This window comes from Streptomyces yerevanensis, from assembly GCF_000716805.1.
GTDB classification, from domain to species: Bacteria; Actinomycetota; Actinomycetes; order Streptomycetales; family Streptomycetaceae; genus Streptomyces; species Streptomyces flaveus.
Genome location: NZ_JNWJ01000034.1, coordinates 63,992 through 89,123, shown reverse-complemented (window position 1 = coordinate 89,123; position 25,132 = coordinate 63,992). Strand labels below are relative to the sequence as shown.

The 25,132-nt window shown below is 70.0% G+C and carries 22 protein-coding genes and 1 pseudogene; 11 read left to right on the top strand and 12 right to left on the bottom strand.

Going from position 1 to position 25,132, the window contains the following annotated elements; translation table 11 throughout:
- From OP79_RS30690 to OP79_RS52315, 4 genes and pseudogenes are all read left to right on the top strand, one after another.
- Nucleotides 1-229: 2Fe-2S iron-sulfur cluster-binding protein (locus tag OP79_RS30690; RefSeq protein WP_033324845.1), on the top strand; the 229-nt coding region annotated here is incomplete at its 5' end.
- A complete protein-coding gene (locus OP79_RS30685) occupies nt 226-1,221 on the top strand; it encodes an FAD binding domain-containing protein (protein WP_033324808.1) in 996 nt (331 codons plus the stop codon). The genes OP79_RS30690 and OP79_RS30685, both read left to right, overlap by 4 nt.
- Complete coding sequence (locus OP79_RS30680) at nt 1,218-3,353, top strand: xanthine dehydrogenase family protein molybdopterin-binding subunit (protein WP_033324807.1); 2,136 nt, start codon at nt 1,218-1,220, stop codon at nt 3,351-3,353. The genes OP79_RS30685 and OP79_RS30680 overlap by 4 nt, the downstream gene beginning before the upstream one ends.
- A pseudogene (locus OP79_RS52315) lies at nt 3,346-3,841 on the top strand (XdhC family protein); the annotation flags it as partial. The gene OP79_RS30680 and the pseudogene OP79_RS52315, both read left to right, overlap by 8 nt.
- Nucleotides 3,842-4,017: 176 nt before the next feature.
- On the opposite strand, the gene OP79_RS30670 reads toward OP79_RS52315, so the two are convergent.
- The 3 genes from OP79_RS30670 to fdxA all read right to left on the bottom strand — a co-directional run bounded on the left by OP79_RS30670 (nt 4,018) and on the right by fdxA (nt 6,329).
- A complete protein-coding gene (locus tag OP79_RS30670) occupies nt 4,018-4,815 on the bottom strand; it encodes an IclR family transcriptional regulator (protein ID WP_033324805.1) in 798 nt (265 codons plus the stop codon).
- A gap of 153 nt (nt 4,816-4,968) precedes the next feature.
- The gene (locus OP79_RS30665; RefSeq protein WP_245685506.1) at nt 4,969-5,982 is read right to left on the bottom strand and encodes an NAD(P)/FAD-dependent oxidoreductase; all 1,014 of its coding nucleotides are present in this window, start codon (nt 5,980-5,982) and stop codon (nt 4,969-4,971) included.
- Nucleotides 5,979-6,329 carry a ferredoxin gene (fdxA, locus tag OP79_RS54260; RefSeq protein ID WP_425428628.1) on the bottom strand — a complete coding sequence of 117 codons (351 nt, stop codon included), beginning with the start codon at nt 6,327-6,329 and terminating at the stop codon, nt 5,979-5,981. Before fdxA ends, OP79_RS30665 begins: the two co-directional genes overlap by 4 nt.
- Before the next feature lie 221 nt (nt 6,330-6,550).
- Between fdxA and OP79_RS30655 the strand changes: the two genes are divergently transcribed.
- From OP79_RS30655 to OP79_RS30630, 6 genes are all read left to right on the top strand, one after another.
- Nucleotides 6,551-7,870, top strand: coding sequence for an aromatic ring-hydroxylating oxygenase subunit alpha (locus tag OP79_RS30655; RefSeq protein ID WP_051745047.1), 1,320 nt, complete (start codon nt 6,551-6,553; stop codon nt 7,868-7,870).
- A complete protein-coding gene (locus OP79_RS30650; protein ID WP_051745046.1) occupies nt 7,867-8,391 on the top strand; it encodes an aromatic-ring-hydroxylating dioxygenase subunit beta in 525 nt (174 codons plus the stop codon). The genes OP79_RS30655 and OP79_RS30650 overlap by 4 nt, the downstream gene beginning before the upstream one ends.
- Nucleotides 8,392-8,412: 21 nt before the next feature.
- Entirely contained in the window at nt 8,413-9,624 is a 1,212-nt protein-coding gene (locus OP79_RS30645; protein WP_033324803.1) for a Dabb family protein, read from the top strand.
- Nucleotides 9,621-10,784, top strand: coding sequence for a hypothetical protein (locus OP79_RS30640; RefSeq protein WP_033324802.1), 1,164 nt, complete (start codon nt 9,621-9,623; stop codon nt 10,782-10,784). The genes OP79_RS30645 and OP79_RS30640 overlap by 4 nt, the downstream gene beginning before the upstream one ends.
- Nucleotides 10,785-10,881: 97 nt before the next feature.
- Complete coding sequence (locus OP79_RS30635; protein WP_033324800.1) at nt 10,882-11,652, top strand: CoA transferase subunit A; 771 nt, start codon at nt 10,882-10,884, stop codon at nt 11,650-11,652.
- A complete protein-coding gene (locus OP79_RS30630; RefSeq protein WP_033324798.1) occupies nt 11,652-12,284 on the top strand; it encodes a CoA transferase subunit B in 633 nt (210 codons plus the stop codon). The genes OP79_RS30635 and OP79_RS30630 overlap by 1 nt, the downstream gene beginning before the upstream one ends.
- 365 nt (nt 12,285-12,649) lie before the next feature.
- Here OP79_RS30630 and OP79_RS30625 read toward each other — a convergent pair whose 3' ends face one another.
- On the bottom strand, nt 12,650-13,723 hold the full coding sequence (locus OP79_RS30625) for a TauD/TfdA family dioxygenase (RefSeq protein ID WP_033324796.1): 1,074 nt from the start codon (nt 13,721-13,723) through the stop codon (nt 12,650-12,652).
- Between the two features lie 100 nt (nt 13,724-13,823).
- A complete protein-coding gene (locus OP79_RS55460; RefSeq protein ID WP_157857388.1) occupies nt 13,824-13,964 on the bottom strand; it encodes a hypothetical protein in 141 nt (46 codons plus the stop codon).
- Nucleotides 13,965-15,064: 1,100 nt separating this feature from the next.
- Between OP79_RS55460 and OP79_RS30620 the strand changes: the two genes are divergently transcribed.
- Entirely contained in the window at nt 15,065-16,366 is a 1,302-nt protein-coding gene (locus tag OP79_RS30620) for an MFS transporter (protein WP_051745045.1), read from the top strand.
- A gap of 60 nt (nt 16,367-16,426) precedes the next feature.
- On the opposite strand, the gene OP79_RS30615 is transcribed toward OP79_RS30620, so the two are convergent.
- The 7 genes from OP79_RS30615 to OP79_RS30585 form a co-directional block, all read right to left on the bottom strand.
- Nucleotides 16,427-17,179: an SDR family NAD(P)-dependent oxidoreductase gene (locus OP79_RS30615; protein ID WP_033324833.1), complete on the bottom strand. Its 753-nt coding sequence runs from the start codon at nt 17,177-17,179 to the stop codon at nt 16,427-16,429.
- Nucleotides 17,180-17,213: 34 nt separating this feature from the next.
- Nucleotides 17,214-18,272, bottom strand: coding sequence for a phosphotransferase family protein (locus tag OP79_RS30610; protein WP_033324795.1), 1,059 nt, complete (start codon nt 18,270-18,272; stop codon nt 17,214-17,216).
- Complete coding sequence (locus OP79_RS30605) at nt 18,269-19,471, bottom strand: acyl-CoA dehydrogenase family protein (RefSeq protein WP_033324793.1); 1,203 nt, start codon at nt 19,469-19,471, stop codon at nt 18,269-18,271. Before OP79_RS30605 ends, OP79_RS30610 begins: the two co-directional genes overlap by 4 nt.
- Before the next feature lie 10 nt (nt 19,472-19,481).
- Entirely contained in the window at nt 19,482-21,221 is a 1,740-nt protein-coding gene (locus OP79_RS30600; protein WP_211270894.1) for an ABC transporter permease, read from the bottom strand.
- 4 nt (nt 21,222-21,225) lie between these two features.
- Complete coding sequence (locus OP79_RS30595) at nt 21,226-22,401, bottom strand: ABC transporter ATP-binding protein (RefSeq protein ID WP_078492113.1); 1,176 nt, start codon at nt 22,399-22,401, stop codon at nt 21,226-21,228.
- Between the two features lie 94 nt (nt 22,402-22,495).
- A complete protein-coding gene (locus OP79_RS30590; RefSeq protein WP_033324791.1) occupies nt 22,496-23,560 on the bottom strand; it encodes an ABC transporter substrate-binding protein in 1,065 nt (354 codons plus the stop codon).
- 372 nt (nt 23,561-23,932) lie between these two features.
- Entirely contained in the window at nt 23,933-25,054 is a 1,122-nt protein-coding gene (locus OP79_RS30585; RefSeq protein ID WP_078492112.1) for an NADP-dependent oxidoreductase, read from the bottom strand.
- Nucleotides 25,055-25,132: the final 78 nt, after the last annotated feature.

The window sequence follows — 25,132 nt, the reverse complement described above, 5'->3', positions numbered from 1 at the left end:
CACTCCGGGCCAGATCTGTTCGGCCCTCGGCGTGATCGAGGAACACGCGGCGGGTTGGCCGAGCGCCGTCACGGGTGACGTACGACCCGAAGCGGGGCCCCCGCCGCTCAGCGCGGAGGAGATCCGGGAGCGGATGAGCGGCAATCTGTGCCGCTGCGGCGCGTACGTGGCGATCGTCCAGGCGGTCGCACACGCTGCCCAGGGTGAGCGCGCGGACGCGGCCGCATGAAGGAGTTCGGATACCAGCGCGCGCACGACGTCTTTGGCGCCCTCGCCCTGCTCGACGCCGACCCGGACGCCCGCTTCCTCGGGGGCGGCACCAACCTCGTCGACCTGATGAAGACCGGCGTGGAACGGCCCGGCCGGCTCGTCGACGTACGCGCGTTGCCTCTGGACCGAGTCGAGGTGACCGAAGAGGGGTGCCTGCGCATCGGCGCGACCGTGACCAACAGCGACCTCGCCGTGCACCCCGAAGTCCGCCGCCGCTACCCGGCGTTGACGCACGCGGTGCTGGCCGGTGCCTCCGGGCAGCTGCGCAACATGGCCACGGTCGGCGGGAACCTGCTCCAGCGCACCCGCTGCGGCTACTTCGCCGACGTGACCAGACCCTGCAACAAGCGTGTCCCCGGCAGCGGTTGCCCCGCTATCGAGGGCGAGCACCACAACCACGCGATCCTCGGCGCCTCCGGCCACTGCGTGGCCGCCCACCCCTCGGACATGGGCGTGGCGTTGACGGCCTTCGATGCCGTGGTGTCGTACGAAACGACCGACGGGCCGGGCGAGTTGCCGCTCGCCGAGTTCTATCTGCCGGTGGGTGACACCCCGCACCTGGAGACCGCCCTGCCGCCGGGTGCGCTGATCACCGGCGTCACGCTGCCGCCGACGCCCACAGCTGCCAACTCCCGCTACCGCAAGGTGCGCGAGCGTGCCTCGTACGCGTTCGCCATCGGCTCGGTCGCCGCCGCGCTCGACGTCCGAGGCGGCGTCGTACGCGAGGTGCGCCTGGCCTTCGGCGCGGTCGCGTCCCGGCCGTGGCGCGCCGGGACCGCCGAACGTGTGCTGACCGGTGCGCCTGCCGACGCCGAGACCTTCGCCGCCGCCGCGGACGCCGAACTGGCCGCCGCGAAGCCGCTGCCCCACAACGGATACAAGGTGGCGCTGATGCGCAACCTGGTCGTGGCCGTGCTGACCGAACTCGCCGAGGAGGCCGCCGCCCGATGACCGCAGCAGTGCCAAAGGGTACGAAGGTGCAGGGCGCCGTCGGCGCCGCGCACACCCGTGTGGACGGCCGGGACAAGGTCACCGGAGCCGCCCGCTACGCGGCGGAGATCCCCTTCGCCGAACTCGCCCACGGATGGCTGGTGTTGTCCACCATCGCCCGTGGTCGTGTCCGCTCGCTGGACACCGCCCCGGTCCTTCGGATGCCGGGCGTGCTCACCGTCCTGCACCACGGCAACGCCCCACGCGTCGACAACGACTACATGACCCTGCTGGGCGTCCCACCGGACCCGACCGTGGCCCTCTTCCAGCACGACCTGGTGCCGTACCTGGGCTGGCCGGTGGCCGTGGTCGTCGCCGAGACCTCCGAGCAGGCCAGGGAGGCCGCCGAGGCGCTGGTCGTGCACTACGAGCGTCAACCGCACGATGTCGAATTCTCCGGATCACGTCCGGACACCTACCCCTTGGACACCTACGAGCCGGCGGTGGTGGAGAAGGGCGACCTGGCAGCTCAACTCGCCGCGTCCGCCGTCGTCGTGGACGCCGAGTACACCACGCCGGAGGAGCACCACCACCCGATGGAGCCGCACGCGGCGACGGCCCGCTGGGACGGCGGCCGGCTCGAAGTCGTCGACTCCAACCAGGGCACCGCCAATGTCGCGAGCGAACTCGCCAAGCTGTTCTCACTCGACGAGTCCTCGGTGCGGGTGCGCTCCGAACATGTCGGCGGCGGCTTCGGATCCAAGGAACACGTCCGGGCGCACCAGGTAGCCGCTGCGATGGCCGCGACCGTCCTCCAGCGGCCGGTCCGCGTCATTTTGACGCGCCGTCAGATGTTCTCGCTCGTCGGCTACCGCAGCCCCACCGTGCAGCGGGTCAGGCTCGGCGCCGACGCCGACGGGCGGCTGCGCGCCCTCGAACACCGCTCCCTGAACCTCACCTCGAGCATGCACGACTGGGTCGAGCCGTGCACTCAGGGGGCACGGGTGATGTATGACGCCGACGCCCACCACACCTCGCACCGGGTCGTACGGCTGGACGTGCCGACCCCGACCTGGATGCGCGCCCCGGGCGAGGCACCGGGGTCGTTCGCGCTGGAGTCGGCGCTCGACGAACTCGCCGAGAAGTGCGGCCTGGACCCGATCGAACTGCGCGTACGCAACGAGCCCCAGGTGGGTCCGGTGTCCGGGCTGCCCTTCAGCCCTCGCAGGCTGCTCGCATGCCTCCGGGAGGGCGAGCGCAGGTTCGGCTGGGCGGACCGGGATCCGCGCCCCGGCCTGCGCCGGGACGGGCGCTGGCTGCTGGGCACCGGCATGGCGGCGGCCTCCTTCCCGGCCATGGCCGTGCCCGCGACGGCGGCCGTGACGGCCGAGGCGGACGGCGGCTTCACCGTGCGGGTCAACGCGGCCGACATCGGCACCGGGGCGCGGACCGCGCTCACCCTGATCGCCGCCGACGCGCTGAGGGTGTCTCCCGATCGAGTCCACGTGCGCCTGGGCGACAGTGACTTCGGCCAGGCGGGGCCCGCCGGAGCGTCCATGGGCACCCGTTCCTGGGGATGGGCGGTCACGGCCGCGGCGGGGGAACTGCGGGAGCGGCTGGCTGCGGGTGCTGTCCTCCCGCAGGAGGGGATCACCGTACGGTCGGACACCGCCGAGGCCGTCCGGGCCCTCGCACGCAAGGAACGGCACTCTTTCGGGGCGCAGTTCGCGGAGGTCGCGGTCGACGTCGGCACCGGCGAGGTTCGCGTGCGGCGCATGCTCGGTGTCTTCGCCGCGGGCCGGATCGTCAACCCGCTCACGGCGCGCAATCAGCTCGTCGGCGGGATGACGTGGGCCATCTCCATGGCCCTGCACGAGGAGGCGGTCCGGGACCGGGCCACGGGCGGTCTGGCCGGCGCCGACCTGGCGGGCTACCACTTCGCGGCCAACGCAGACGTCCCGCTCATCGAGGTGGACTGGGTGGACGACCCCGACCCGGACGACCCGATCGGAATCAAAGGCATCGGCGAGATCGGGATCGTGGGCGCGGTGGCGGCGATCGCCAACGCGACGTGGCACGCGACCGGCGTACGCCACCGTCATCTGCCCATCCGGCCCGACCGCGTGCTCCTCGCCGGAGCCCCGGATGCCTGACCTCGCCGAGAACCTGAGCCGCTGGCTGAAGGATGGACGGGACGTCGCCGTCGCAACTGTCGTGGCCGTCGGCGGCAGGGCCCCGTGCCCTCCCGGCGCCGCACTCGCCGTCGACGGGGAGAGCACGGTCATCGGTTCGGTCTCCGGGGGTTGCGTGGAGGGCATGGTGTACGAGCTGTGCCGGTAGGTGCTGGGAGGACGGCCAGGTCGTGCTCCAGCGGTTCGGCCACAGCGACGAGGACGCCTTCGCGGTCGGCCTGACCTGCGGCGGGGTCATCGACGTCCTGGTCACGCCGGTGACCGCGACCTCGCCGGCCCGGCCGGTGCTGTCGGCCGCCGCCCTCGTACGAACCGGCGGCCGTCGCTCGGGTGGTTCGGGCCCGGCCGCATTCGTGGGTCCGGCCGCCCTGGTCGTGCGCCCCGACGGTTCGTACGAGGGCGGGCTCGGCGGTGACGCGGAACTGGACCGGACGGCGGTAGCCGAGGCCCGGCCCTGAAGGGAACGTGTGGAGGGACTCGCACCTCTCGTGCGCGCATCGGCGTGAGCCGTCGAAGACCTCCGGTGGTGAATGCCGGACACATCCACTCCGCCCGGACGCCTCCCACGACAAAAAGCCGGCCCGCCGCCTCTGCGGTGGGCCGGCTTTTTGCGTCGGTAAGTGGGTCAGCCCGCGTTGGGTGTGCCGTCCGAAGTGCCCAGTCGCTGCGACAGCGCACGGGTGGTCTCCAGCAGTGCCTGGGCGATCGGCGACTTGACATCGTCCGGGACGGTCGCCGTCGTGCCGACGACCGCGAGCGTCCCGCTGATCTTGTCGCCCTCGAAGATCGGCGCCGCGATGGTGCGGACCCCGTTGATGGCGGGGGAGTTGACCGACAGTCCGTCCCGCCGGATGGCGTCGAGCTCCTCGGCGAGCTCCGGCGACTTGCGGACCGAGCGCGGCAGCATCGGTACCTGCTCCGGGGGCAGGTAGGTGAGGAAGATCCGTCCCTGCGCCGAGGATGTGAGGTCGAGACGCGAGCCCACCCGGACGCTGATGCGCACCATGTGGGCGGTGTTGTCCGCCGAGCGCACTACGGTCGGCGACTCGCCGTCCCAGACCGACAGCACGATCGTCTCGTCGATGCGCCGGACCAGATCCTCCATGTACGGCTCGGCGGCGGCGACGATCGGCAGGCCGGCCCGCGCGGCCGCGGCGAGCGTGAGCACCTGGGGGCCGAGGGAGTAGAGCGAGGTGCGCTCGTCGTACCGCAGCAGGTTCGCCGCCCGCAGCGCCTTCGTGTAGCGGTGCGCGGTCGCCTTGCTCGCCCCGAGACGCGCGGTGATCTCATTGAGACTCATGTGCGGCTTGCCGACCGTGAACGAGCCGAGGATCAGCGCCGCACGCTGCACCGTCTGGATGGTCGGCGCGGTCGTGTCGGGACCGCCTCGCTCGCCGGTGCCGGGCTGCGCCTTCGTGGCCATGAATTCTTGCTCCTGTCCCGTACTTAGTAAGCTGGCAAGACATTGAATGGAACGTCGTATTGGATAGCGTAACGGCGACGGCCGACTGAATGTGCGGGAAGTGCTGAGGTGCTCCTCCACAGCGAGCTGCGGCGGTGAACGGGAGTCGGGCACTCACGCATCGGAGGAGTGCCCCGGCGTGAGCGAGCGTGCCGGGTCGAGCAGGGCGGCGATGTGGTTGACGGCGAGGGCCGCCTCGCCGAAGCCGATCGAGATGAGGCTGACCTTGCCGTCGTGGTCGGCGATGTCGCCGGCCGCGAAGACTCGCTGTCGGCTCGTGCGCATCGTGCGGTCGACGAGGATGCGCCGACGACGCAGCTCCAGTCCCCACTGCTCGATCGGCCCGAGATCGGCGATGAAGCCGAGCGCGGCGACGACGGACTGGGCGGGCAGGCTGACCCGGTCGCCGTCCGAGTTCGCGGCCACCACCTCCGACACCGCCCCGTCGACCGACCCGTCGCCGGAGATCTTCTCGACCTCGTAGGGCGTCAGGACCCGCACGGAGGACGCGTGCACCTGCTCGACGGTGCGTTCGTGGGCCCGGAACCGCGTACGCCGATGCACGACCGTCACCGACGAGGCGATCGGCTCCAGCGACAGGGCCCAGTCCAGCGCGGAGTCCCCGCCGCCGACCACCACGACGTCCTGTCCGGCGAGCTCGCCCAGCCGCGGCACGAAGTACCGCAGTCCCCGGCCCAGGTAGTCGGAGCCCACCGGGAGCTCGCGGGGGACGAAGTTGCCGATCCCGCCGCAGACGAGCACCGCCCCGGCGGTGATCCGTGCGCCGGCGTCGGTGATGGCGACGATGCCCTCGCCCGCGTCGTCGAGGCGGGTGACCCCGTGCCCGAGCAGGTAGGTCGGGTTCCACCGCCCGGCCTGCTCGGCCAGCCGGTCCACCAGGTCCTGGCCGCGGACGGCGGGGAAGCCGGCCACGTCGTAGACGAGCTTCTCGGGGTACAGCGCGGTGATCTGCCCGCCCACCTCGGGCAGGGCGTCGACGACCGCGACGCTCAGGCCGCGGAAGCCGGCGTAGTACGCGCCGTACAGCCCCGTCGGGCCGGCGCCGATGACGAGCAGGTCGACGGAGACCTCGGGGCCGGCGCCCGTGGCGGTCGGCACGCCGCTCACGCTCCCACCTCGGGGTGGTCGCGGCCGACCCGGCCGACCTTGCGTGCGCCGCCTGGTGACCCGAGCGGTTCGGCGCCGGGGGTTCCGAGAGTTCCGAGGGTGAAGAATTCGGCGTTGATGCGCTGGGCCTGCTGGGCCTCCGCCGGCAGGTCCTCGTGATGGAAGATCGAGATCTGCGGGCAGACGGGTTCGCAGCGTCCGCACTCGACGCATTCGTCGGGCTGGATGTAGAGCATCCGGTCGCCCTCGTAGATGCAGTCGGCCGGGCACTCCTCCATGCATGACTTGTCCATGACGTCGAGACATGCCTCAGTGATGACGTACGGCACGGGCTTCTTGCCCTTCACACGGTCGCACAGAATGCGAGATGGCGTCTTCCAATGTGGAATGGATGATGACGGCGTCGGCCCGAGGTGTCAACCATCAGGCGATTGCTTGACACCGTCGCGCGTGCTAGGGGAAGCTGGTGCGACATACGAGATGGCGTCTCACAACACGCCACTCGGGTCGGGACTTGTGAGAGGCATACGCCGTAATGGGAAGCAACCCCCGGACCGTCCCAGCACCGATGATTGTTGAGGACTGGGACCAGCTCACCTTCCGGGTCAACCGCGAGGCCTACCGCAGCGCGGAGATCTTCACCCGGGAACGCGGCTGGGTATGGACGCACACCTGGCTCTACCTCGGCCACGAGACCGAGATCCCCAACCCCAACGACTTCAAGGTCCGCACCCTCGGCGGCCGGCCGCTGATCTTCTGCCGGGACACCGCCGGCGAGGTGCACGCCTTCCTGAACTCATGCCCGCACCGCGGCACCGTGCTGTGCCGCGAGAGCGAGGGCTCGACCAGGCTCTTCCAGTGCTTCTACCACGCCTGGACATTCCGCAACAACGGTGACCTCGCCGCGATCCCGGACGCCGACGCGTACGAGTCGAGCGACGAGTTCAAGGCGTCCATGGGGCTGCGCGGCGTCCCGCGCCTGGAGATCCACGAGGGATACGTCTTCGTCGCCTTCGACCCCGACGTCCCACCGCTGCTCGAACACCTCGGCGACGCGGCCGACTACATGACGATGATCGAACAGCAGCACGTCGGCGGCATGACCACGCTGCCCGGCACACAGCAGTACAGCGTGCGGGGCAACTGGAAACTCGCCGTCGAGAACGCGATGGACGGCTACCACTTCGCGCCGACCCACAACACGTTCGTGGGCTACCTGCGCGAGAGCGGCTTCGCCGTCACCGACGACAACCAGTACGCGTACAACCTCGGCAACGGCCACGGACTGCTGGTCCTGACCGGGCACGGCGGCCGGATCAGCATGCTCTGGGAACCGCGCTTCGGCGAGGACGAGCGCGAGCGCACCGAGCAGCACCGGGCCGAGATGACGCAGCGGCTGGGGGAGGAGCGGGCGCACTACGTGGCCGACGAGAGCCACATCCTGTTCGTGTTCCCCAACCTGCTGCTGTTCGACATCGAGGGCCTGTCGATCCGGCAACTGGAACCGGTGGCGCCCGACCAGACCGACGTACGCGCCTGGCAGCTGGTCCCGCGCGACGAGGACCCGGCCGCGCGCGCCCTGCGCATGAAGACGGTCGTCAGCTTCGTCGGCCCAGGCGGCCTCGCCACGCCGGACGACATCGAGGCGTACGAGGCGGTCCAGCGCGGCATCCAGGCCACGGCGGGCACCGCGGTGCCCGAGCTGGACTACAGCGACATGTCGCGCGGCATGGCCGACGAGGTCAAGGGCGTACAGGGCAGATCGACCGACGAAGGTGCGATGCGGGGCTTCTGGCGGCACTGGATCGACGCCGTCGGCCTCGATGACGGCCTCGCCGTCCACGGCGAGCGACCGACGTCCTTCCTCGAGGGCAGGGACGTGCGATGACCGCGATCACCAACACCCACTCCGTGCAGTGTCAGGGACGCACCATCACCCGCCCGGAGGTGGAGGACTTCCTCTACGCCGAGGCGGACATCCTCGATCACTGGGACTACGACGGCTGGCTGGCCCTCTTCGAGCCCGGCGCCCGCTACGAGATCCCGACCACCGACTACCGCCCCGGCTGGTCGCCGCACGAGACAGGATCCTTCGTCGACGACGACTGGGACCTGATCCGCGCCCGGGTCAAGCGCCTGAAGTCCCGCAAGGCCCACGCCGAGAACCCGCACTCGCGCACGCACCGGCTGGTGTCCAACGTGCGGCTGTCCCAGCACACGGAGGATTCCCTCCGGGTGGCGGCGTCCTTCGTGGTGCACCGCGCCCGCGACGGACACTTCGACGCCTACGTCGGCTGGTACGAGCATGTGCTGGTGCCGACCGAGGACGGACTGCGTTTCCGCTTGCGGCGCTCGATCCTGGGCCACGAGTCGCTGGCGGCAGGCGCCCGGCTCAGCTTCATCCTCTAGCCGGCGACGGATGGTGACCCGATGATCCGACACACCCTGTCCTTCCGCTTCGCCGACGAGATCGACCAGGCCACACGGGAGTCCGTGCTGGCCGAGCTGCGCACCTTCCCGGACCGGTACCCGGCCATGCGCGGCTTCGTCCTCGGCGAGAACGTCAGCACCCGCGACCGGACCTTCACGCACACCATGGCCGTCGACTTCGACACTCACGACGACCTGCTCGCCTACCTCGGCAGCGAGTCCCACGAGAGATTCGTGCGCACGCGCTGGCGACCGGTCATCGGCCGGCAGGCCATCACCTCGTTCGAGTACGCCGAGCGTCCGTCGCTCGCTGCAGGAAGGACATCCCCAGTGAGCACACGCCCGCACGGCCCGTACGGCATGGAGTACGCCCGGATCGAGGTTCCGGACATGCAGGCCACGATCGACTTCCTCGAATACCACGTCGGGCTGCAGCTGGAGCAGCGTACGGACGAGTACGCCTACCTGCGCGCCGACATCGAGCACCACGCGATCGAGCTGATCAACGCGCCCGAGCGCACCGACGGGTGGACGACCGCGGTCGGCTACAGCGTGGAGAGCGAGGAGGTCCTCGAGCAGCTGCACAAGAGCGTCCTCGACGCCGGCCTCGACGTCCTCGAGCTGCAGGAGCGCCAGCAGGCGCTGTGCGAGAACGGCTTCGCGGTCAAGGACCCCAACGGCCTCATCATCGAGCTGTTCACCGAGTTCCAGGAGTACGCCGAGCCGCCGCACATCGAGATCCGGCCGCTCGACCTGGTGCACCCCTTCATCGCCACCACGAAGTACCAGGAGACGCAGGACTTCTACCAGAACGTCCTGCGGTTCATGCCCTCGGACTACGTCGTCGGCTCGACCACGTTCTACCGCGGCGAGAACCGCTACCACCACAGCCTCGCGGTGCAGAACAACAAGGAGCACTACGTCGCGCACCTGTGCTTCGCGATGAAGAGCCTCGACCACGTCATGCGGATGCGCGCCCGCGCGCTGTACAAGGGCGCGCCGATCGCCTCCGACATCGTCAACCACTCGGCCTCGACGTCGATCGCGTTCTACCTGCACGACCCGCGCTTCGGCCCGCGGTTCGAACTGTGCGACCGGCACCGGGTGTTCACGCCGGAGGAGCACGAGACGCACCGGGCCCGCAGGATGCCGGCCGACCCGCGCAACATCGACGTGTGGCGTCCGGCGTCCGACGACTGGGGACGTTTTTGAGACAGCAGCTGCTGGACGTCCTACAGCTGCTCGACACGACGCCCGCCCCACGCGGGGAGGAGCGGACGGCGGCCCACCGGCTGCGCGCCTGGTGCGCGCACCGGTGGCCGCACGTCGAGTGGCAGGTACTGGAGCGCGGCCCCGCGGGCGGCAGCCTGATCGCCGCGCACGGGGCCGGGCCGCTGCTGTACTCCCACCTCGACACGTCACTGGACGACGGCGGGGCGCACAACCGGCTCGTCACCGGCACCGCAGCGCCGGTCGGTCCGCTGAGCGTGGACGGCGACGTGGTGGCCGGCTTCGGTCTCGGGGTCGCCCGCGGTCCGGTGGCCGCCGCGCTCGTCGCGTTCGCCGAGGCGGGCGCCGGGCGGCTGCTGCTCGCCGGCTCCGGGACGCACCGCCGCTCCGGCGGGATCACCGGCCTGGAGGCCTACGCCGACGCGTACCCGCTGCCGCACTCGGCGATCGTCGCCAAGTGCGGCCCGCCCACGCTGCTGTGGCACGAGCCGGGCGCGCTCTACCTGACCGTCCGGGTGACCGGCCGGTCCGGGGCCGCGATGGCGGCGGAGTCGGCCACGCCGCCCGGGGGAGTCGTCGCCTCGGCCGGCGTCGTCCTGGACGAGCTGGCCCGCTGGCGCACGGCCTACCTGGCCGCCGACCCGCGGGAGGGGCAGACCGGCCGGGCGTGCGGCATCGGCGCGATCAGCGGGGGCTGGCCGGACAAGCCGGACCTGCTGCCGGCCCAGCTGCGGATCGATCTGTACGTCGTCACCGGTGATCTGGTGGAGCCGAAGGTACTGGCGGACGAGCTGGCCGACCGGCTGCGGGAACGGTGTGCGCAGTCGGCGCTCCGGAATTGCGCGGTCGAGGTGGAGGCCGAGCCGGTCGCGGCAGCCGCGGCGACGCCGGCGGACGCCCCCGTGGTGACGGCCGCCCGCGCGGCCTGGCTCGGAGAGTTCGGTACGCAGCCGCCGCCCATCACCGGCTGGACGGGCTCGACCGACGGCGTCGTACTGCGCGCCCGGGGCGTCGACACCGTGCGCCTGGGCCCGCAGGCGAAGCCGGCCGCCGACGATCCACGGCGCGATGCCCTGTCGTTGGGACAGCTGACCGCCTATGCGCGCATCTACCGCCGGCTGTTGACCGAGCTGTCGGCGTAGCGCCGCAGATCCAGGCGCTGCCCGGACCTTTCATTTCACTCAGCGAACAAGCAATCAGCGCAGGGCGCATTCGCCCTGCAGAAAAGTGGGCGGGCGGATGGACAAGGTGGCCGTCTCCGCGGCCGAGGCGGTGGCGGACGTCCTTGACGGGGCGTCCCTCGCCGTCGGCGGCTTCGGGCTCAGCGGAATTCCAGGGGTCCTGATCCAGGCCCTGTACGACACCGGCGTCACGGGACTCGACGTCGTCTCCAACAACTGCGGGGCGGGGGAGTCCGGCCTCGCAGTGCTGCTCGCCGCGGGCCGGATATCCCGGGTCACCGGCAGCTACATCGGCGGCAACAAGGAGTTTGCCCGCCAGTACCTGGGCGGCGAGATCGAACTGGAGCTGATCCCGCAGGGCACCCTCGCCGAGCGGCTGCGCGCCGGGGGCTGCGGCATCCCGGCCTTCTACACCCCGGCCGGGGTCGGCACCCAGGTCGCCGACGGCGGACTCCCCTGGCGCTACGACGGCCAGGGCGGCGTCGCCGTCGCCTCACCGGCCAAGGAAGTCCGCGCGTTCGACGACGTCGAACACGTCCTGGAGCACGGCATCACCACCGACTTCGCCCTGGTGCGGGCGGCGAAGGGCGACCGGCACGGCAACCTCGTGTTCAACAAGTCCGCCCGCAACTTCAACCCCCTCGCCGCCATGGCGGGCCGCATCACGATCGCCGAAGTGGAGGAGCTGGTCGAACCGGGCGAGATCGACCCCGACCAGGTCCACCTGCCGGGCATCTTCGTCCAGCGAGTGGTGGCCCTCAGCGCCGAGCAGACCGCCGACAAGAAGATCGAGAACCTTACGGTGACACCCAGGGAGGTGCGGGTCTGATGGCCTGGACACGGGACGAGATGGCCGCCCGCGCGGCCCGCGAACTGCGCGACGGCGAGTACGTCAACCTCGGCATCGGACTGCCGACGCTGATCCCCAACCACCTGCCCGAGGGCGTCCACGTCGTACTGGAGTCGGAGAACGGCATCCTCGGCACCGGCCGCTTCCCGTACGAGGACGAGGTCGACCCGGACCTGATCAACGCGGGCAAGGAGACCGTCACTGTCCTGCCCGGCGCGGCGTTCTTCGACTCCGCGCTGTCGTTCGGCATGATCCGCGGCGGCCACATCGACGCAGCCGTGCTCGGCGCCATGCAGGTCTCCGAGCGGGGCGACCTCGCCAACTGGGCGATCCCGGGCAAGATGGTGACCGGTATCGGCGGAGCCATGGACCTCGTGCACGGTGCCCGCCGGGTGATCGTCACCATGACCCACACCGCCAAGGACGGCACCCCGAAGATCGTGGAGGAGTGCGACCTGCCGCTCACCGGGAGGGGCTGCGTGGAGCGGATCATCACCGACCTCGGCGTCCTCGACGTCACCGACGACGGCCTGGTCCTCGTCGAGACCGCCCCCGGCATCACCGTCGATGAGATCACCGCGAAAACAGCGGCGAAGGTGCTCGTCCTCTGACAACCTCGCTGCCCACGGAGTGGAGGCCCTTCGCCAACGGCACCGGCAACGGCACCGGCGAGGAGAACCGCGACGTGGCCCGCCCGTATGGCCATGCTTCCGGTCGGCCTGCCGATCGGCAGGCCGGCTTTGCGTTTCCGCCTGGCGGCCGCCGCTCCACGACGGCGGGCCCTCGGTGCCGGCGGGACGCTGCTGCCCGGGTGCGCTCGCGGACGTCTTCGGCATGACAGACGACCGCCGTAGCCAGGGGGTCACCCTGGCTACGGCGGTCGGGAGTTCTCCCCGGCGACACCACGATCGTCATGCGGGCGCGAGCCGCCCGATGCTCAGTGGGGATGGACCGCCGTCACCGCGAGGGAACGGCGTCACACTCCCCAGTCGTCGTTGACGGTGACGGCGTCGGTGATGCGGAACCGGCCGCCGGACACCAGGGGTGTGGTGGGCTCACCCATCACGACGACGTGCTTGCCGAACCGTGGGGCCAGCGGTCGGCCGACGTCGCGCTTGAGCCATAGGCGCAGCAGGTGCCGGCGGCGCTCCGGTTCCGGGTGGTCGATGTAGCTGGTGCGCGAGTGCAGTGCGGCGTAGTTGAGCAGCCACTGCACATCCCCCGGCTGGAAGTCCATGTCGATCGGCAGGCCGGGCTCCTGCGAGATCTCGTCGAAGAGGGTGATGGCCGCGGCCTGGTCGGGCGTCAGTTGGGGGACGCCGGGGTACTCCTGGGCGCTGAAGATCATCGAGTTGCCCGCGTAGGTACTGAAGATGCCGTCGACGTGGCTGATGATCGGCGAGGTGTACGTGAGTTCCGGGGAGTCGGGGTCCTGACGCCGCCAGTCCCAGTGGTAGGTGTCGAAGAGCCGCGGAGCGAGGTCCGGCCGGCGGCGCAGTATCTCGTTGTAGATCGTGGTGCCGCTGACCAGGCTGGAGGCTCCGCCCTCCTTGGCGCCGCGCAGGCACATGAGGGCGACGACGTCGGAGCTGTCCGAGTGGAACGGCAGCCGGTCCCGAATGCGGGAGGGCAGCGCGCCCTCGTCGGACATCGTCTTGTTCGACGTGGCGATCACGTGGTCGAGCAGGTCGCCCCTCTGGTTCTGCCCGATCGGCAGGCCGAGGTGCAGGCCCATGACGAAGAAGATGGCCGCGGCCACGGCGTCGCCGTACTCCTCGGTGCGCAGGCCACGCACCAGGATGAAGCCCCGGCCGGTGTCCATCTGGTGGGCGCACTCGTTGTTGAGGGCGCGACAGGCGTCGAACGGGTAGTCGGCGGCGGTGACGGTGCGCAGGTCGGGGTCGTCGGCGACGAAGCGCCGTCCCAGGCCTTCCAGCTCGGTGCGCTCGGCGTCGCTGAGTACGTAGATCCATTCGGTGGACTTAGCCAGCTCGTCGCCGCGCCAGGCGGACGGCCCGGAGATCGGCTGAAGGCCGACAGTGGTGGTCACGATGATGCACTCCTCGAAAATGTGATGGAACAGCCCGTCGGCGAAGACACGACGAACATTTCAGGGCGGCGGGGGCTCGTCGCGCGGCGACGAACGGCACTCAGAAGGGGGTCTGAGGCTCGCCGACAGCCGTGCCGGGACGCAGCCCCTCCCGGGGCGGGAAGTAGCTGAGCGGCTCGTCGTAGGTCCGGCGGCCGGCGCACGACACGAGCAAGACGCCGATCAGAGCGACTGGCCTCATGCTGGTCCCGTCCTTTCGAGAAGTGTCTCAACCATAGGAGACGTCTGGGCCGTGGTCAATCAGTGTGCGAGACGTCGTCTCGTGATGCAGTACGCCAGGATGAATGGGTGGCACCGTGGAGCTCGCATGGGGCGGTATGGGACCTGACGGCTGCAGCGCCGGCAGATGTGCTGCAGCCGGATCCGTCCGGCATTGGTGTCGTGGACTGGCGGAGCGCGACGTCGTGCGTCTCGATCGCGGCCTGGACCCGCACAGGATGGCCACGATGCCAGTAGCCCCACTCCCAACCCCGTTGGGTGTCCGCCTCGTTGGGGGGCAGGCCCGGCCGGAGAACCACGACGCCATCGTCACTGCCTCGTTGCAGAACGTGACCGATGCCTGCAGCATTTCAACCCCCGGGCTCGAACCTGCGGGAGGTGCAGATCTCCGGAAAGCCGCATCTGCCTGGGATGATGCTCAGTAGAGCTGCGGAGGTCTTCTCCGGCTCAGCGTGCAGCGAGCTGCCATCGGTAGGCTGTGTGTCCCATCCGACCTGCGGAAACACAGAGAGTAGTGGGGCGCCCCTGGCAGGACTCGAACCTGCGGTCAAGCGCCTGGAAGGTGCGCGTCTTGTTGCTCGCTCACCGCCTTGATCTGTGGCCTCCGCTGTCCATGAGGCCTGCGGGTAGCGAACGACGGCCGGTACGGGATGCGAGCCAAACTCGCGGTTGACTTAACGGAGTTTGGCGGACACGAACAGGGGCAACACCAACCGGCATGTGCGGTTGAGCTTCCTGGGGTGAGCAAGATCGTCCTGAGGGCGTCCGTCGACACCTCGCGCGGATTGTAGAACTGAATCCAATTCAAACTCTCGATGGTCGCGTTGTGTCGATGTGGTGACCGCGGCCCGGTGCCTCGGCATCTCGGAGCCGTCAAAGGCAATGACTTGCCCAGGTCGCGTCTCTCGGAATCCCCGCCCATGCGCATGGCTTCTGTCCCGCTTTCCGTCCCCGCTTCCCGAGGAAACCCGTGCGCTAGGACTAGCTGTACTGAGTTCAGTTCTGTAGCGTCCCCGGCGTCGGCAGGGTACGGGACCGTGCCGTGGGAAGGAGAGCCGGAGGATGCGTGCCACTCAGCAGCCCGCCACATCAGGGGCGGAGTCAGCGTCGTACGATCCGCGTACGGTGCGCCGCGCGATGCTCGCCGGGAGCCTGGGCACCCTGATCGAGTACTACGACTTCAGCGTCTATGGCTATCTCGCCGTAGTGATCGCTCCGCAGTTCTTCCCGAGCGACGATCCGGCGGCCTCGCTCCTGGCAGCGCTCGCGGTGTTCGCCACCGGCCTCGTGGTGCGGCCGGTCGGTGGCGTGTTCTTCGGGTGGCTGGGCGACCGATGGGGGCGTCGCAAGGCGCTGGTGTCCTCGGTGGTGTGCATGGGAGTGGCCAGCAGTATCACGGGACTGCTGCCGACCTACAGTCAGATCGGTGTGGCCGCGGCTGTGCTGCTTCTCCTCACCCGGCTGGTGCAGGGCATCTCGACGGGTGGGGAGTCGGTCGGCGCCTACACCTACATCTACGAGTCGGCGCCGCCCCGGCGCAGGGCCTTCCTCGGTGCCGTCACGCCCATCGGCTCCAACCTCGGGTTCATGTTCGCGGCTGCCACGGCCGGGGTGATCTCCGCGCTCGCCACCAAGGACCAGATGGCCGACTGGGGCTGGCGGCTGCCCTTCCTGATGGCCGTGCCGCTCACGCTGTTCTGCCTGTGGGCCCGGCTGCGGATCGAGGACACCCCGGAGTTCGAGGAGGCCGCACGGCGCGCCGACATCCCCACGGCTCCGATCCGGGAGGTCCTGTCCACCCACCGCGCGGCGCTGCTGCAGTCCATCGGCCTGTCCATGGCACAGGGCGGCGCCATCTTCCTCGGCCTGACGTACATCGGCATCCATCTCTCGAACAACCTGGGGTACGACTCCACGCAGGTGCTCTGGCTGAGTGCGGGCGTCGTCCTCGTCACCGTGCTGCTCATGGTGCCGGCCGGCTGGCTCGCCACCCGGTTCGGCTCCCGCCGCATCCTGCTGTGCGGGTTGCTGGGATTCCTGGTGACCGCCTACCCCGCGATGATGCTCATGGGCCGGCACAACCTGGTCCTGGCCGGCCTGGCCTACACGCTTTTCATGCTGAGCAGCGCGTTCGTGCAGGTTCCGGCGGCCAGTCTGTGGCCGCATCTGTTCGAACGCCGGGTCCGCTACACCGGGATGGCGATCGGGTACAACATCGGCACCGTCCTCGCGGGCGGTACGGCTCCGTACATCGCGACCTTCCTGGTCCAGCGGACCGGGAACCTGCTCTCTCCGGCGTTCTTCGTCATGCTGGTCTGCGTGATCGGAATCGGTGCCCTGCTCACCGTCCGCAAGGATGTGTAGGCGCGTCGGGTGCGACCGCCGCTGGACGGCTGCCTCGGCTCACTGCGTAGCTTCAGCGGTTCAGCGTGCGGTCCAGCCTCCGTCGACGTAGAGCTCCGAGCCGGTCATGAAGCCCGCGTCGTCCGAGGCGAGGAACGCCACGGCGCCCGCCACCTCCTCGGTCGTGCCCAGCCGCCCGAGCGGGGTGCCCTCGATCATCGCGGTGAGGCGTGGCGTGCCCTGCCAGAGCTCCCGCGACAGGGGCGTCTCGATGAAACCGGGATGCAGCGAGTTGACCCGTACGCCGCGCCCGCCCCAGTGCAGTGCGGCGTTCTTGGTCATCAGCCGTACGGCGCCCTTGGCGGCGTGGTACGAGAACTGGGCGCCGAAGCCGCCGACGGTACCGAAGATCGAGGCGATGTTGACGATGGAGCCGCCGCCGGAGTGCTCGATGGCCGGACCGCCGTGCTTCATGCCGAGCCACACCCCGGTCTGCGTCACGCCGATCACCCGGTCCCAGGTCTCCCGGGTCTCGGTCTCCACCGTGCCCATCGCGGCGATCCCCGCATTGTTGACCAGCACCGACAGGCTTCCCAGACGGTCGGTCACCTGGGCGACGACCGTCTCCCAGGCCGTCTCGTCGGTGACGTCCAGGCGCAACCCCAGGGCGCCGCCCGGCAGTTCCCCTGCGAGCTTCTCGCACTGGTCCACGTCGAGATCGGTGACCACGACGGTCACACCCTCAGCCGCCAGCCGTCGCGCGATCGCCTCGCCGATGCCTCCGGTGGCACCGGTCACCAGCGCCACCTTTCCCGAGAGCCGGTCTTCCCTCACCACTGCTCACACCCCTTCTCAGGTACGCGGCACATCAGTTGCACGGCACATCGATCGACAGACCGGAGCGCAGCAGCGCGGGCACCGCAGAGCCGACCCGGTCGAAGCCCGGGCCGACGGTGCGCCCGGCGAGATGGCGTGCGTGGATGCCCTCCGCGATGACCGCCAGCTTGAAATACCCGAGGGCCCGGTGGAAGGGCAGCGCCGACACATCGCGGCCGGATCGCGCCGCGTACCGTTCCGCCAGCTCGGGTGCGGAGAGGAAGCCAGGGTTGGCCGCCGGGACGTGCCCTCCGCCGAGCACCGGCTCGCACGCCGGGTCCCAGTAGACGAGGAGCAGGCCGAGGTCGGCGAGCGGATCGCCCAGCGCAGCCATCTCCCAGTCGACGATCGCGGTGATCCGCCCCGGGTCGTCGGCGCTCAGGATGACGTTGTCCAGCCGGTAGTCCCCGTGCAGGACCGCCGACGCGGCGCCGTCACCGTCGTCCCGCACCACGGGCAGTCCGCGTTCCAACTTCCTGTGCAGCGTGTCCAGTTCGGGCAGTTCACGGGTGGCGACCCGGTCCCACTGGCCGCGCCACCGTCGCACCTGCCGCTCCACATAACCGGCCGGGCGCCCGAATCCGCCCAGCCCGATCTCGTACGGATCGACCGCGTGCAGCGCGGCCAGTTGATCGACCAGCGCCTCGGAGCACCGCCTCGCATCGTCGGCGGACAGCCCGGCCGCCCGTTCGACGTCCCGCAGCACTTCGCCGTCGACGAAGGAGACGACGGTGAACGGCGCGCCGATCACCGACTCGTCCGTGCAGGAAAGCACGGTCCGCGGCACGGGAACATCGGTGTCGGCGAGCGCGGCCATGACGCGGTACTCGCGGTCCATGTCGTGCGCGGTGGGCGTGAGCGTGCCCAGCGGCGGCCTGCGCAGCACCCAGCGGTGTGTGCCGTCGGTCACGAGGTACGTCAGATTGGAGCGCCCACCGAGCAGCAGGCGGATGTCCAGAGGGCCGGCCACATGGGGAACCTCGCGCTCCAAGAAGCGCTGCAGTGCGGGCAGGTCCACCCCGGCCACGGTGGCGTCGCCGGTCGCCGTCATCGCACACCCCCTCGCTCCCGTGCGGCCCGGACCGCGCGCTTGGCGATGGCCCAGCGGTGGGTCTCCGACGGCCCGTCATAGACGCGGAACGGCCGGACCTCCCGGTAGAGGGAGGCCAGCGGCGCGTCCTCCGAGATGCCGAGCGCCCCGCAGATCTGGACCGCGCGGTCCACGACCCGGCCCACGGCCTCGGACACGAAGGTCTTCGCGATGGAGGTGTACTGGGCGCCGGGCCTGCCCTGGTCGAGTTCCCAGCAGGCGCGCCAGAGCACCGCCCGGCTCGTCTCGATGTCGATCTCCGAGTCGGCCAACTGCTGCTGCACCATGCCGAGTTCGGCCAGCGGACTGCCGAAGGCCGTACGCGCGGCGGCCCGGTCCAGGGCGATGTCCTGCGCCCGGCGGGCCACTCCGAGCCACCGCATGCAGTGGGTCAGCCGGGCCGGTCCGAGACGCACCTGCGCGTACTCGAATCCCTTGTCGGCCTCGCCGAGCACCGCGTCGTCGGTCACCTCGCAGTCGTCGAAGGCGAGTTCGCTGTGGCCGGCGAACAGGCCCCGGTCCAGGGTTCCGATGTTCCTGAGCACTTTCATGCCCGGGTTGTCGGCGCCGACCAGGAACATGGTCGCCCCGCCCGGATCACCGGGCTCACCGCTGGTGCGGGCCATACAGATGGCGAACGCGGCCCCGTCCGCCCCGCTGATGAACCACTTGCGGCCGTTGATCCGCCAACCGCCCGGGACCCGGACCGCCCGTGTGGCCAGCGCCCGCGGATCGGAGCCGGCGCCGGGGGAGGGCTCGGTCATCGCGAAGCACGACCGCGTCTCACCGGCCGCCAGGGGAGCGAGAAAGCGAGCTTTCTGTTCCTCGGTCGCGACCGCTTCGAGCAGATGCATGTTGCCCTCGTCGGGCGCCGCGCAGTTGAGGGCCAGAGGGCCCAGCAGCGAGTATCCCGCCGCCTCGAAGACGACCGCCTGACCGCGCAGATCCAGACCGAGCCCGCCCCACCGCCGCGGGACATGCGGGGCAAACACCCTCGCCGCTCGGGCCGCTTTCTGCAGATCGCGCCGCAACCACTCGGGGCCCGCGTGCACGTCCCCTTGGCAGTCCTCCTCCGCCGGCAGAACGGTGTCCCGGACGAAGTCGGCGGTCCGCCGCGCGATGTCGTCGACCTGCCGGTCGACATCGAACTCGATGGCCATACGGCCCCTCTCACAGCTTCTCGAAGATGTCGGAGCCCGCTACCGACATGGCCACGAAGACACCCGCCGACGTCACCAGTGTCATGACGAGCGCGATGGCCGCGACCAGCGGATACGAGCCATTGGCCCAGTAGTCGAACAGGATGGTGCCCATGACCTGCGTCGTCGGTGCCCGTACCAGCAGCGACGCGGTGAACTCATGGGTGAGCAGCACGAACATCAGCGCTCCGGCGCCCGCGAGTGTCGGGCGCAGCAACGGCAGCACGATCTCGGTGTTGGTCCGCAGTGCGCCCGCGCCGCTGGTACGCGAGGCCTCCACGTACGTGTCGCCGAGCGCCACCATTCCGGACAGTTGCATCCGGGTGGCGAAGGGCAGCATCAGGGTCACGTAGACGAGGACGATCACCGTTCGGGTGCCGTACAGGATGAACGGCTCGCGGCTGTACGTCAGCAGGAAGCCGGCGCCGAAGACCACTGCGGGAATTCCGAGGGGCATCGCCACGATGAAGTCCACCGCGGCCCGGATGATGCGGAACCGGCGCCCCTTGAGCAGCAGCGAGGCGGCGATGAAGCCGAGCGGCAGTGCGATGGCGACGGAGATGACCGAGGTGGTGAGGCTGTTGACGATCGCGTCGGTGATCCCCGACTCCTGGAACACGCGCCGGAAGTTGTCGAGCGTGAACCCGCTCGGTTCGATCCGTCCGCTCCAGAAGGCGGAGAGCGATACGACGATGAGCGCGCCCAGCGGCAGCGCCAGCGCCACCAGGCCGTAGAGAACGATGCCCGTGACCGCCACCCACGACGGTCGTCCGCCGGACCGGAACGCCTTGCCGCCGTGTGTGACGAAGCGGCTGTGGTCGCCGAGGATCACCTTCTGGAAGAGGACGACGGCGATACCGAAGAGCAGCAGCGGTGAGCCGATCGCGGCGGCCCTGCCGTAGTCGACCGGGCTCTGCGACACGGCGACGTACATGTCCGTGGTGAGCACGTTGACGCCGTTGTTCCTGCCGAGCAGCAGCGGTCCCGTGAACTGGCCGAGTCCAAGGAGCAGGGCCACAAAACCCCCGTACACCAGGACCGGGCGCAGCAGCGGCAGTGTCACCCGGAAGAACACACCGGCCGGCGACGATCCGCTCATCTGTGCCGCCTCGATCAGCTCCGCGTTGATGTTGCCGAAGCCGGCGCTGACGAAGAGGTAGACGAAGGCGGTCAGGCCGAAGCCGGTGATGAGGACGATCCACGGCAGTGTGTAGATGTCGACGGGGCCTTCGTCGAGGTGGTCCCACCAGGGCAGGTTGCGCAGCGCCGCGTTGAGGTAGCCGGGGCGGGGCGAGAACAGGAACGCCCAGCCGGTCACCGCGGCCACGGCCGGGACCACGATGGGCAGGACGGGCAGGACACGCAGCAGCCGCAGGCGGGGTGGCAGGCGGGTCGCCGCCCAGGCCAGGAACGTGCCGAGGACGAGTGCGATGGCCAGCGAACCCAGCGCCATACCGGCCGTCGTGCGCAGCGTCTCGGCCATGTCCGGGTTGTCGAAGGCGGCGCTGTAGCCACGGGCGTCGTCCTCGAAGGCCAGCCGTTGCAGGCCCACCAGCGGAGCGATCACCAGGTAGCCGATGACGGCCAGGAAGGCGAGCGCGCCGAGGCGCGGCAGATGGCGCCGCGCACGGGTCAGTGCCGTCGGGCGAGGCGGAGCCGAGGGCGACGGTGCCGTCGTGGGGGAGGGGGCGGGTACGGCGGGTGCGGCCACGACGTCACGCTCCCACTGCCGCGGCGGGGGCGTGCCCGGCTGTCCGTACCCCGTCGGCGTCGTAGTAGATGGCCGCGTCCTTGGCGAACCACGCGGTCACCTGCTGCCCGCGCGACAGACTCCGGGCCCATGGCTTGCCGGTCAGCGGTGCCCGCGCGTGCAGGCGGCTGCCCGCGATGGTGACGACCACGTCCATGTGACGCCCGCCGAACTGCGCGTCGACGACCTCCGCCGGGAGGCCGACGCTGTGGGTGGGCGGTTTCTCCTCGGCCGGGCAGAGCTGAAGGTCGTCGGGGCGCAGCCGGGCGGCGACCTCGCTGTGCGAGCGGGGCACCGGGAGCTCGTCCACCACCGTCTGGCCGGCCGCGCCCGCCTGGTCGTCGGCGCCCGATGGGGAGGAGAGGGCCCATCCCTCGCCCTGGCGCCGGAGCGGAAGCCGGTTCGACATCCCGATGAACCCGGCGACGTACTCGGTGGCCGGTTCCTCGAAGACTCGCTCCGGCGTGTCCAGTTGCTCGATCCGGCCCGCCTTCATGATCGCCAGGCGGTCGCCGAGTGCCAGCGCCTCGCTCTGGTCGTGGGTGACGAACACGGCGGTGAAGCCCAGTCGTGCGTGCAGCTCGTGCAGCTGGGCGCGCACCTGGTCGCGCAGCCGGGCGTCGAGGTTGCTCAGCGGCTCGTCGAAGAGCACCAGGTCGGGCTGGGCGGCCAGGCCGCGGGCCAGGGCGACCCGCTGCTGCTGGCCGCCGCTGAGCTGCGCCGGATAGCGGTCGAGCAGGGCGGCGCAGTCGACGAGCTCCGCCGCCTCCTCGATCCGCGTCCGCGCCTGCTCACGGGGCACCCGTCTGGTTCGCAGGGGATATCCGATGTTGCGGCGCACTGTCATGTGCGGCCACAGCGCGTACGACTGGAACACCATCCCGATCCGGCGCTTGTTGGGAGGGAGGTTGACCTTCCCTCGTAGATCCAGCACTGTCTGGTCGCCCAGCGAGATGCGTCCCTCGTCGGGCGTCTCCAGACCGGCCAGACAGCGCAGAGTCGTGGTTTTTCCGCAGCCGCTCGGGCCGAGCAGAACGATGAATTCGCCCGGCTCGATCTCCAGCGACAAGTCGTCCACCGCGACAGCCGGCGGCTTGCCGGCGAACCTTTTCGTCAGACCCTCGATGCGCACGTGGGACACGGGGGACTCCTCACATCCAAAGATCGAGTGAGTGGGCACCGTCGTGGGTGCCCACACTGCTGTGCACCGGCACCGGCCGATGCACCCACCGCCCCTACTGGAAGAGGGACTTCCACTTCTTCTGGTACGCGGCCACGGCCTCCGGGGTGAGCTTGGCCGGATCCTGCACCCGCACCTTGTCGTTGGTGATCACTGTGCCGGGAATCTTGGGCAGCACCGAGCCGGCGGACGGCGTGATCAGCTCCTGTCCCTCGGCGGTCACCATGAAGTTGGCGAACAGCTGGCCGGCGTTGGGGTGCGGGGCGCTCTCCAGCACCATTCCGTAGTACCGGGCACCCCACGCGCCGTCCGGCGCCATGCGGTAGTCCACCGGTGCGCCCTTTTTCTTGGCGGGCTCGAGCGCGATCGGCGCTATGAAGCTGCCGGCGGCGATCTCGCCGGACGTCAGGGCCTCACCCATGGGCAGGGAGCTGGGGTAGATACGGGGCTTCTGGGCGGCCAGCTTCTTCACGAAGTCGGCGCCGTACGTCTCCTCCAGCCACAGGTAGAAGTCGACGATGGAGGGCGCCGTCGGCTCGATGACGCCGATCTTTCCGCCTGCGAGCGAGGGGTCGAGCAGGTCCGGGTAGTCGGTCAGCCCTTGGGAGTGGAGCTTGGTGTTCCATCCGAAGGTGAGCACGGCGGAGTTGGTCTCGAAGTAGTTGCCGTCGTGGACGTACTGCTTGGCGTCGTAGTCGCCCTTGCCGGTGAGTTCGGGACCGGTCGGCGCCAGGAACCGCTTGGCCTCGGCCTGCGGCTTCACCCAGGACAGGCTCGCGCTGACGTACATGTCCGCGATGCCCTTGCCGGTGTTGAACTCCGTCTCGACCTTCACCCCGAGGTCACCGTCGACGCCCCGGACGGTCTTGACGTCGATGCCCGGGTATTTGGCCTCGAAGGCCTTTGCGAGGTTGTTGAGGGCGGTCAGATCCTGGGCCGAGTAGACAGTGAGCTGTCCTTCTTTCTTCGCTGCGGCGACCAGCTCGTCGATACCCGCCGAGGCGGGCACGACCTTGGACTCGGCGTTGTTGGCGGTGCCGCCGCCGCACGCGGCGGCCAGCAGTGTGGTGATCGACAGCACGATGAGCAAAGCCCCGCGCCGTCGCGGATCTGATCTCATTCTCGGCTCCCTTAGGTGAACCGGCCCCCGGCCGAACCGGCGCACAACCGAGCGGACTTTGCGCTGGACGGTGGCCGGGTGGCCAAGATTTCGTGGAAATTACCAAACTGAACTCGGTTAGGCAATAGAATGCGCAGCCACGCGACGGAAGCGTTGGCGTGAGGTTCGGGGGAGTCGCACGCCGCGCCTCTGCGAAATCGGTTGCACGCAGTGGTGAGCGGGCGATGGCTGGTCTGTGCGCGGGGTGGGGTGGAGGCGGCCCGGCGCTCGGCCGGGCCGCCTCACAGTGGCAGATGTTGGGCTTATTTCAGTTCAGTTCGGCGGTCAGTACGGTACTGGGCTCGGTACGCTCGGGCGCCCTGCGGACCGGCCTCAGTCGACGGTGTTCTCAAGATGCGTGCCGCCATCGATCCGCACAAGCGTCTTACCGGTGTTGTCGCCTCGCAGTAGCCCCGCCAGTGCCAACGGCGCCTGCGGCAGCCCGTCGACGATCGTTTCGCGGCAGCGGAGCCGGCCATCGCGGAACCATGCGCCTGCTTGCCGTGTCATCTCGGGTAACAAGTGGGTGTGGCCGCTGGCCCGGAAGCCGCGAATCGTCAGGCCCTTCGTCACCGCCAGCATGAGGTTTCCGGGGCCGTGCGGCGGCTCCTGCGCCGCGTACTCCGAGATCATGCCGCAGATCGCGACGCGGCCCGACCTCCGCAGCGCACCGAGGGCGGCCTCGAGATGGTCTCCGCCGACGTTGTCGAAGTACACGTCTATGCCGTCCGGGGCCGCCTCGCGCAGGAGGTCGGGGAGCGCGCCGCGCTTGTAGTTGAACGCGGCGTCCAGGCCAAGCTCCTCCAGGAGGTGGCGCACCTTCTCGTCCGAACCGGCGCTGCCGATGACACGATGCCCGCGGATCTTCGCCATCTGCGCGGCGAGGCTGCCGACGGCGCCGGCCGCCGCGGACACCCACACGACGTCGCCGTCGCGCAGGCCCGCGGCATGGAAGAGGCCGGCGTAGGCGGTGAGTCCATTGGCGCCGAGCGCACCGAGGTAGGTCTGAGGAGGTGCCACGCGTACGTCGAGCTTCGTGAGCGTGCCTACACCGCCGAGCGCCTGCTTCTTCGCCTCCACGACCGCGTAGTCGCGCCAGCCGGAGGCGTGCCACACCGTGTCGCCCGGGGCGAACCCGTCGGCGCGAGACTCGACGACCTCCCCGACGGTCATGATCCCGTCCATCGGCTCCTCGAGAGGGAAAGCCGGAAAGTATCCCGGTGGCGCCGTCTCTCTGAGCCGCAGCCGGAGAGCGGCGTCGACGGATGTCCACGTGTTCCGGACGAGCACCTCGCCCGGCCGCGGTCGCCGTACTGCGACCTCGACGACGCGAAAGTCCGACGCCCGGACCTCGCCGCGGGGATACGCGACCGGCCAGACCTCACGGCCGGTCACTGCCGTGTTTCCCCGGGGCGCGTGACCCGACCCGGCCCGGGTGTACGTCCGGTCATCCATGTCAGCCACGGCGCTCCTGCCCCGATGACGAGCAGGTCGACCCTTTGGTGGTCCGGCATCCGCACTCATCCCTTCAGT

Excerpts from the sequence above, each read along its gene's own strand:
- OP79_RS30610 (WP_033324795.1), bottom strand. The coding sequence starts at position 18,272 with ATGACGGCGACCGGCGACGCCACCGTGGCCGGGGTGGACCTGCCCGCA.
- OP79_RS30590 (WP_033324791.1), bottom strand. The coding sequence starts at position 23,560 with ATGAGATCAGATCCGCGACGGCGCGGGGCTTTGCTCATCGTGCTGTCG.
- OP79_RS30670 (WP_033324805.1), bottom strand. The coding sequence starts at position 4,815 with ATGGCCACGAAGGCGCAGCCCGGCACCGGCGAGCGAGGCGGTCCCGAC.
- OP79_RS30680 (WP_033324807.1), top strand. The coding sequence starts at position 1,218 with ATGACCGCAGCAGTGCCAAAGGGTACGAAGGTGCAGGGCGCCGTCGGC.
- OP79_RS30630 (WP_033324798.1), top strand. The coding sequence starts at position 11,652 with ATGGCCTGGACACGGGACGAGATGGCCGCCCGCGCGGCCCGCGAACTG.
- OP79_RS55460 (WP_157857388.1), bottom strand. The coding sequence starts at position 13,964 with ATGAGGCCAGTCGCTCTGATCGGCGTCTTGCTCGTGTCGTGCGCCGGC.
- OP79_RS30585 (WP_078492112.1), bottom strand. The coding sequence starts at position 25,054 with ATGGATGACCGGACGTACACCCGGGCCGGGTCGGGTCACGCGCCCCGG.
- OP79_RS30645 (WP_033324803.1), top strand. The coding sequence starts at position 8,413 with ATGATCCGACACACCCTGTCCTTCCGCTTCGCCGACGAGATCGACCAG.
- OP79_RS30635 (WP_033324800.1), top strand. The coding sequence starts at position 10,882 with ATGGACAAGGTGGCCGTCTCCGCGGCCGAGGCGGTGGCGGACGTCCTT.
- OP79_RS30650 (WP_051745046.1), top strand. The coding sequence starts at position 7,867 with ATGACCGCGATCACCAACACCCACTCCGTGCAGTGTCAGGGACGCACC.
- OP79_RS30605 (WP_033324793.1), bottom strand. The coding sequence starts at position 19,471 with ATGGCCATCGAGTTCGATGTCGACCGGCAGGTCGACGACATCGCGCGG.
- OP79_RS30655 (WP_051745047.1), top strand. The coding sequence starts at position 6,551 with ATGATTGTTGAGGACTGGGACCAGCTCACCTTCCGGGTCAACCGCGAG.
- OP79_RS30685 (WP_033324808.1), top strand. The coding sequence starts at position 226 with ATGAAGGAGTTCGGATACCAGCGCGCGCACGACGTCTTTGGCGCCCTC.
- OP79_RS30620 (WP_051745045.1), top strand. The coding sequence starts at position 15,065 with ATGCGTGCCACTCAGCAGCCCGCCACATCAGGGGCGGAGTCAGCGTCG.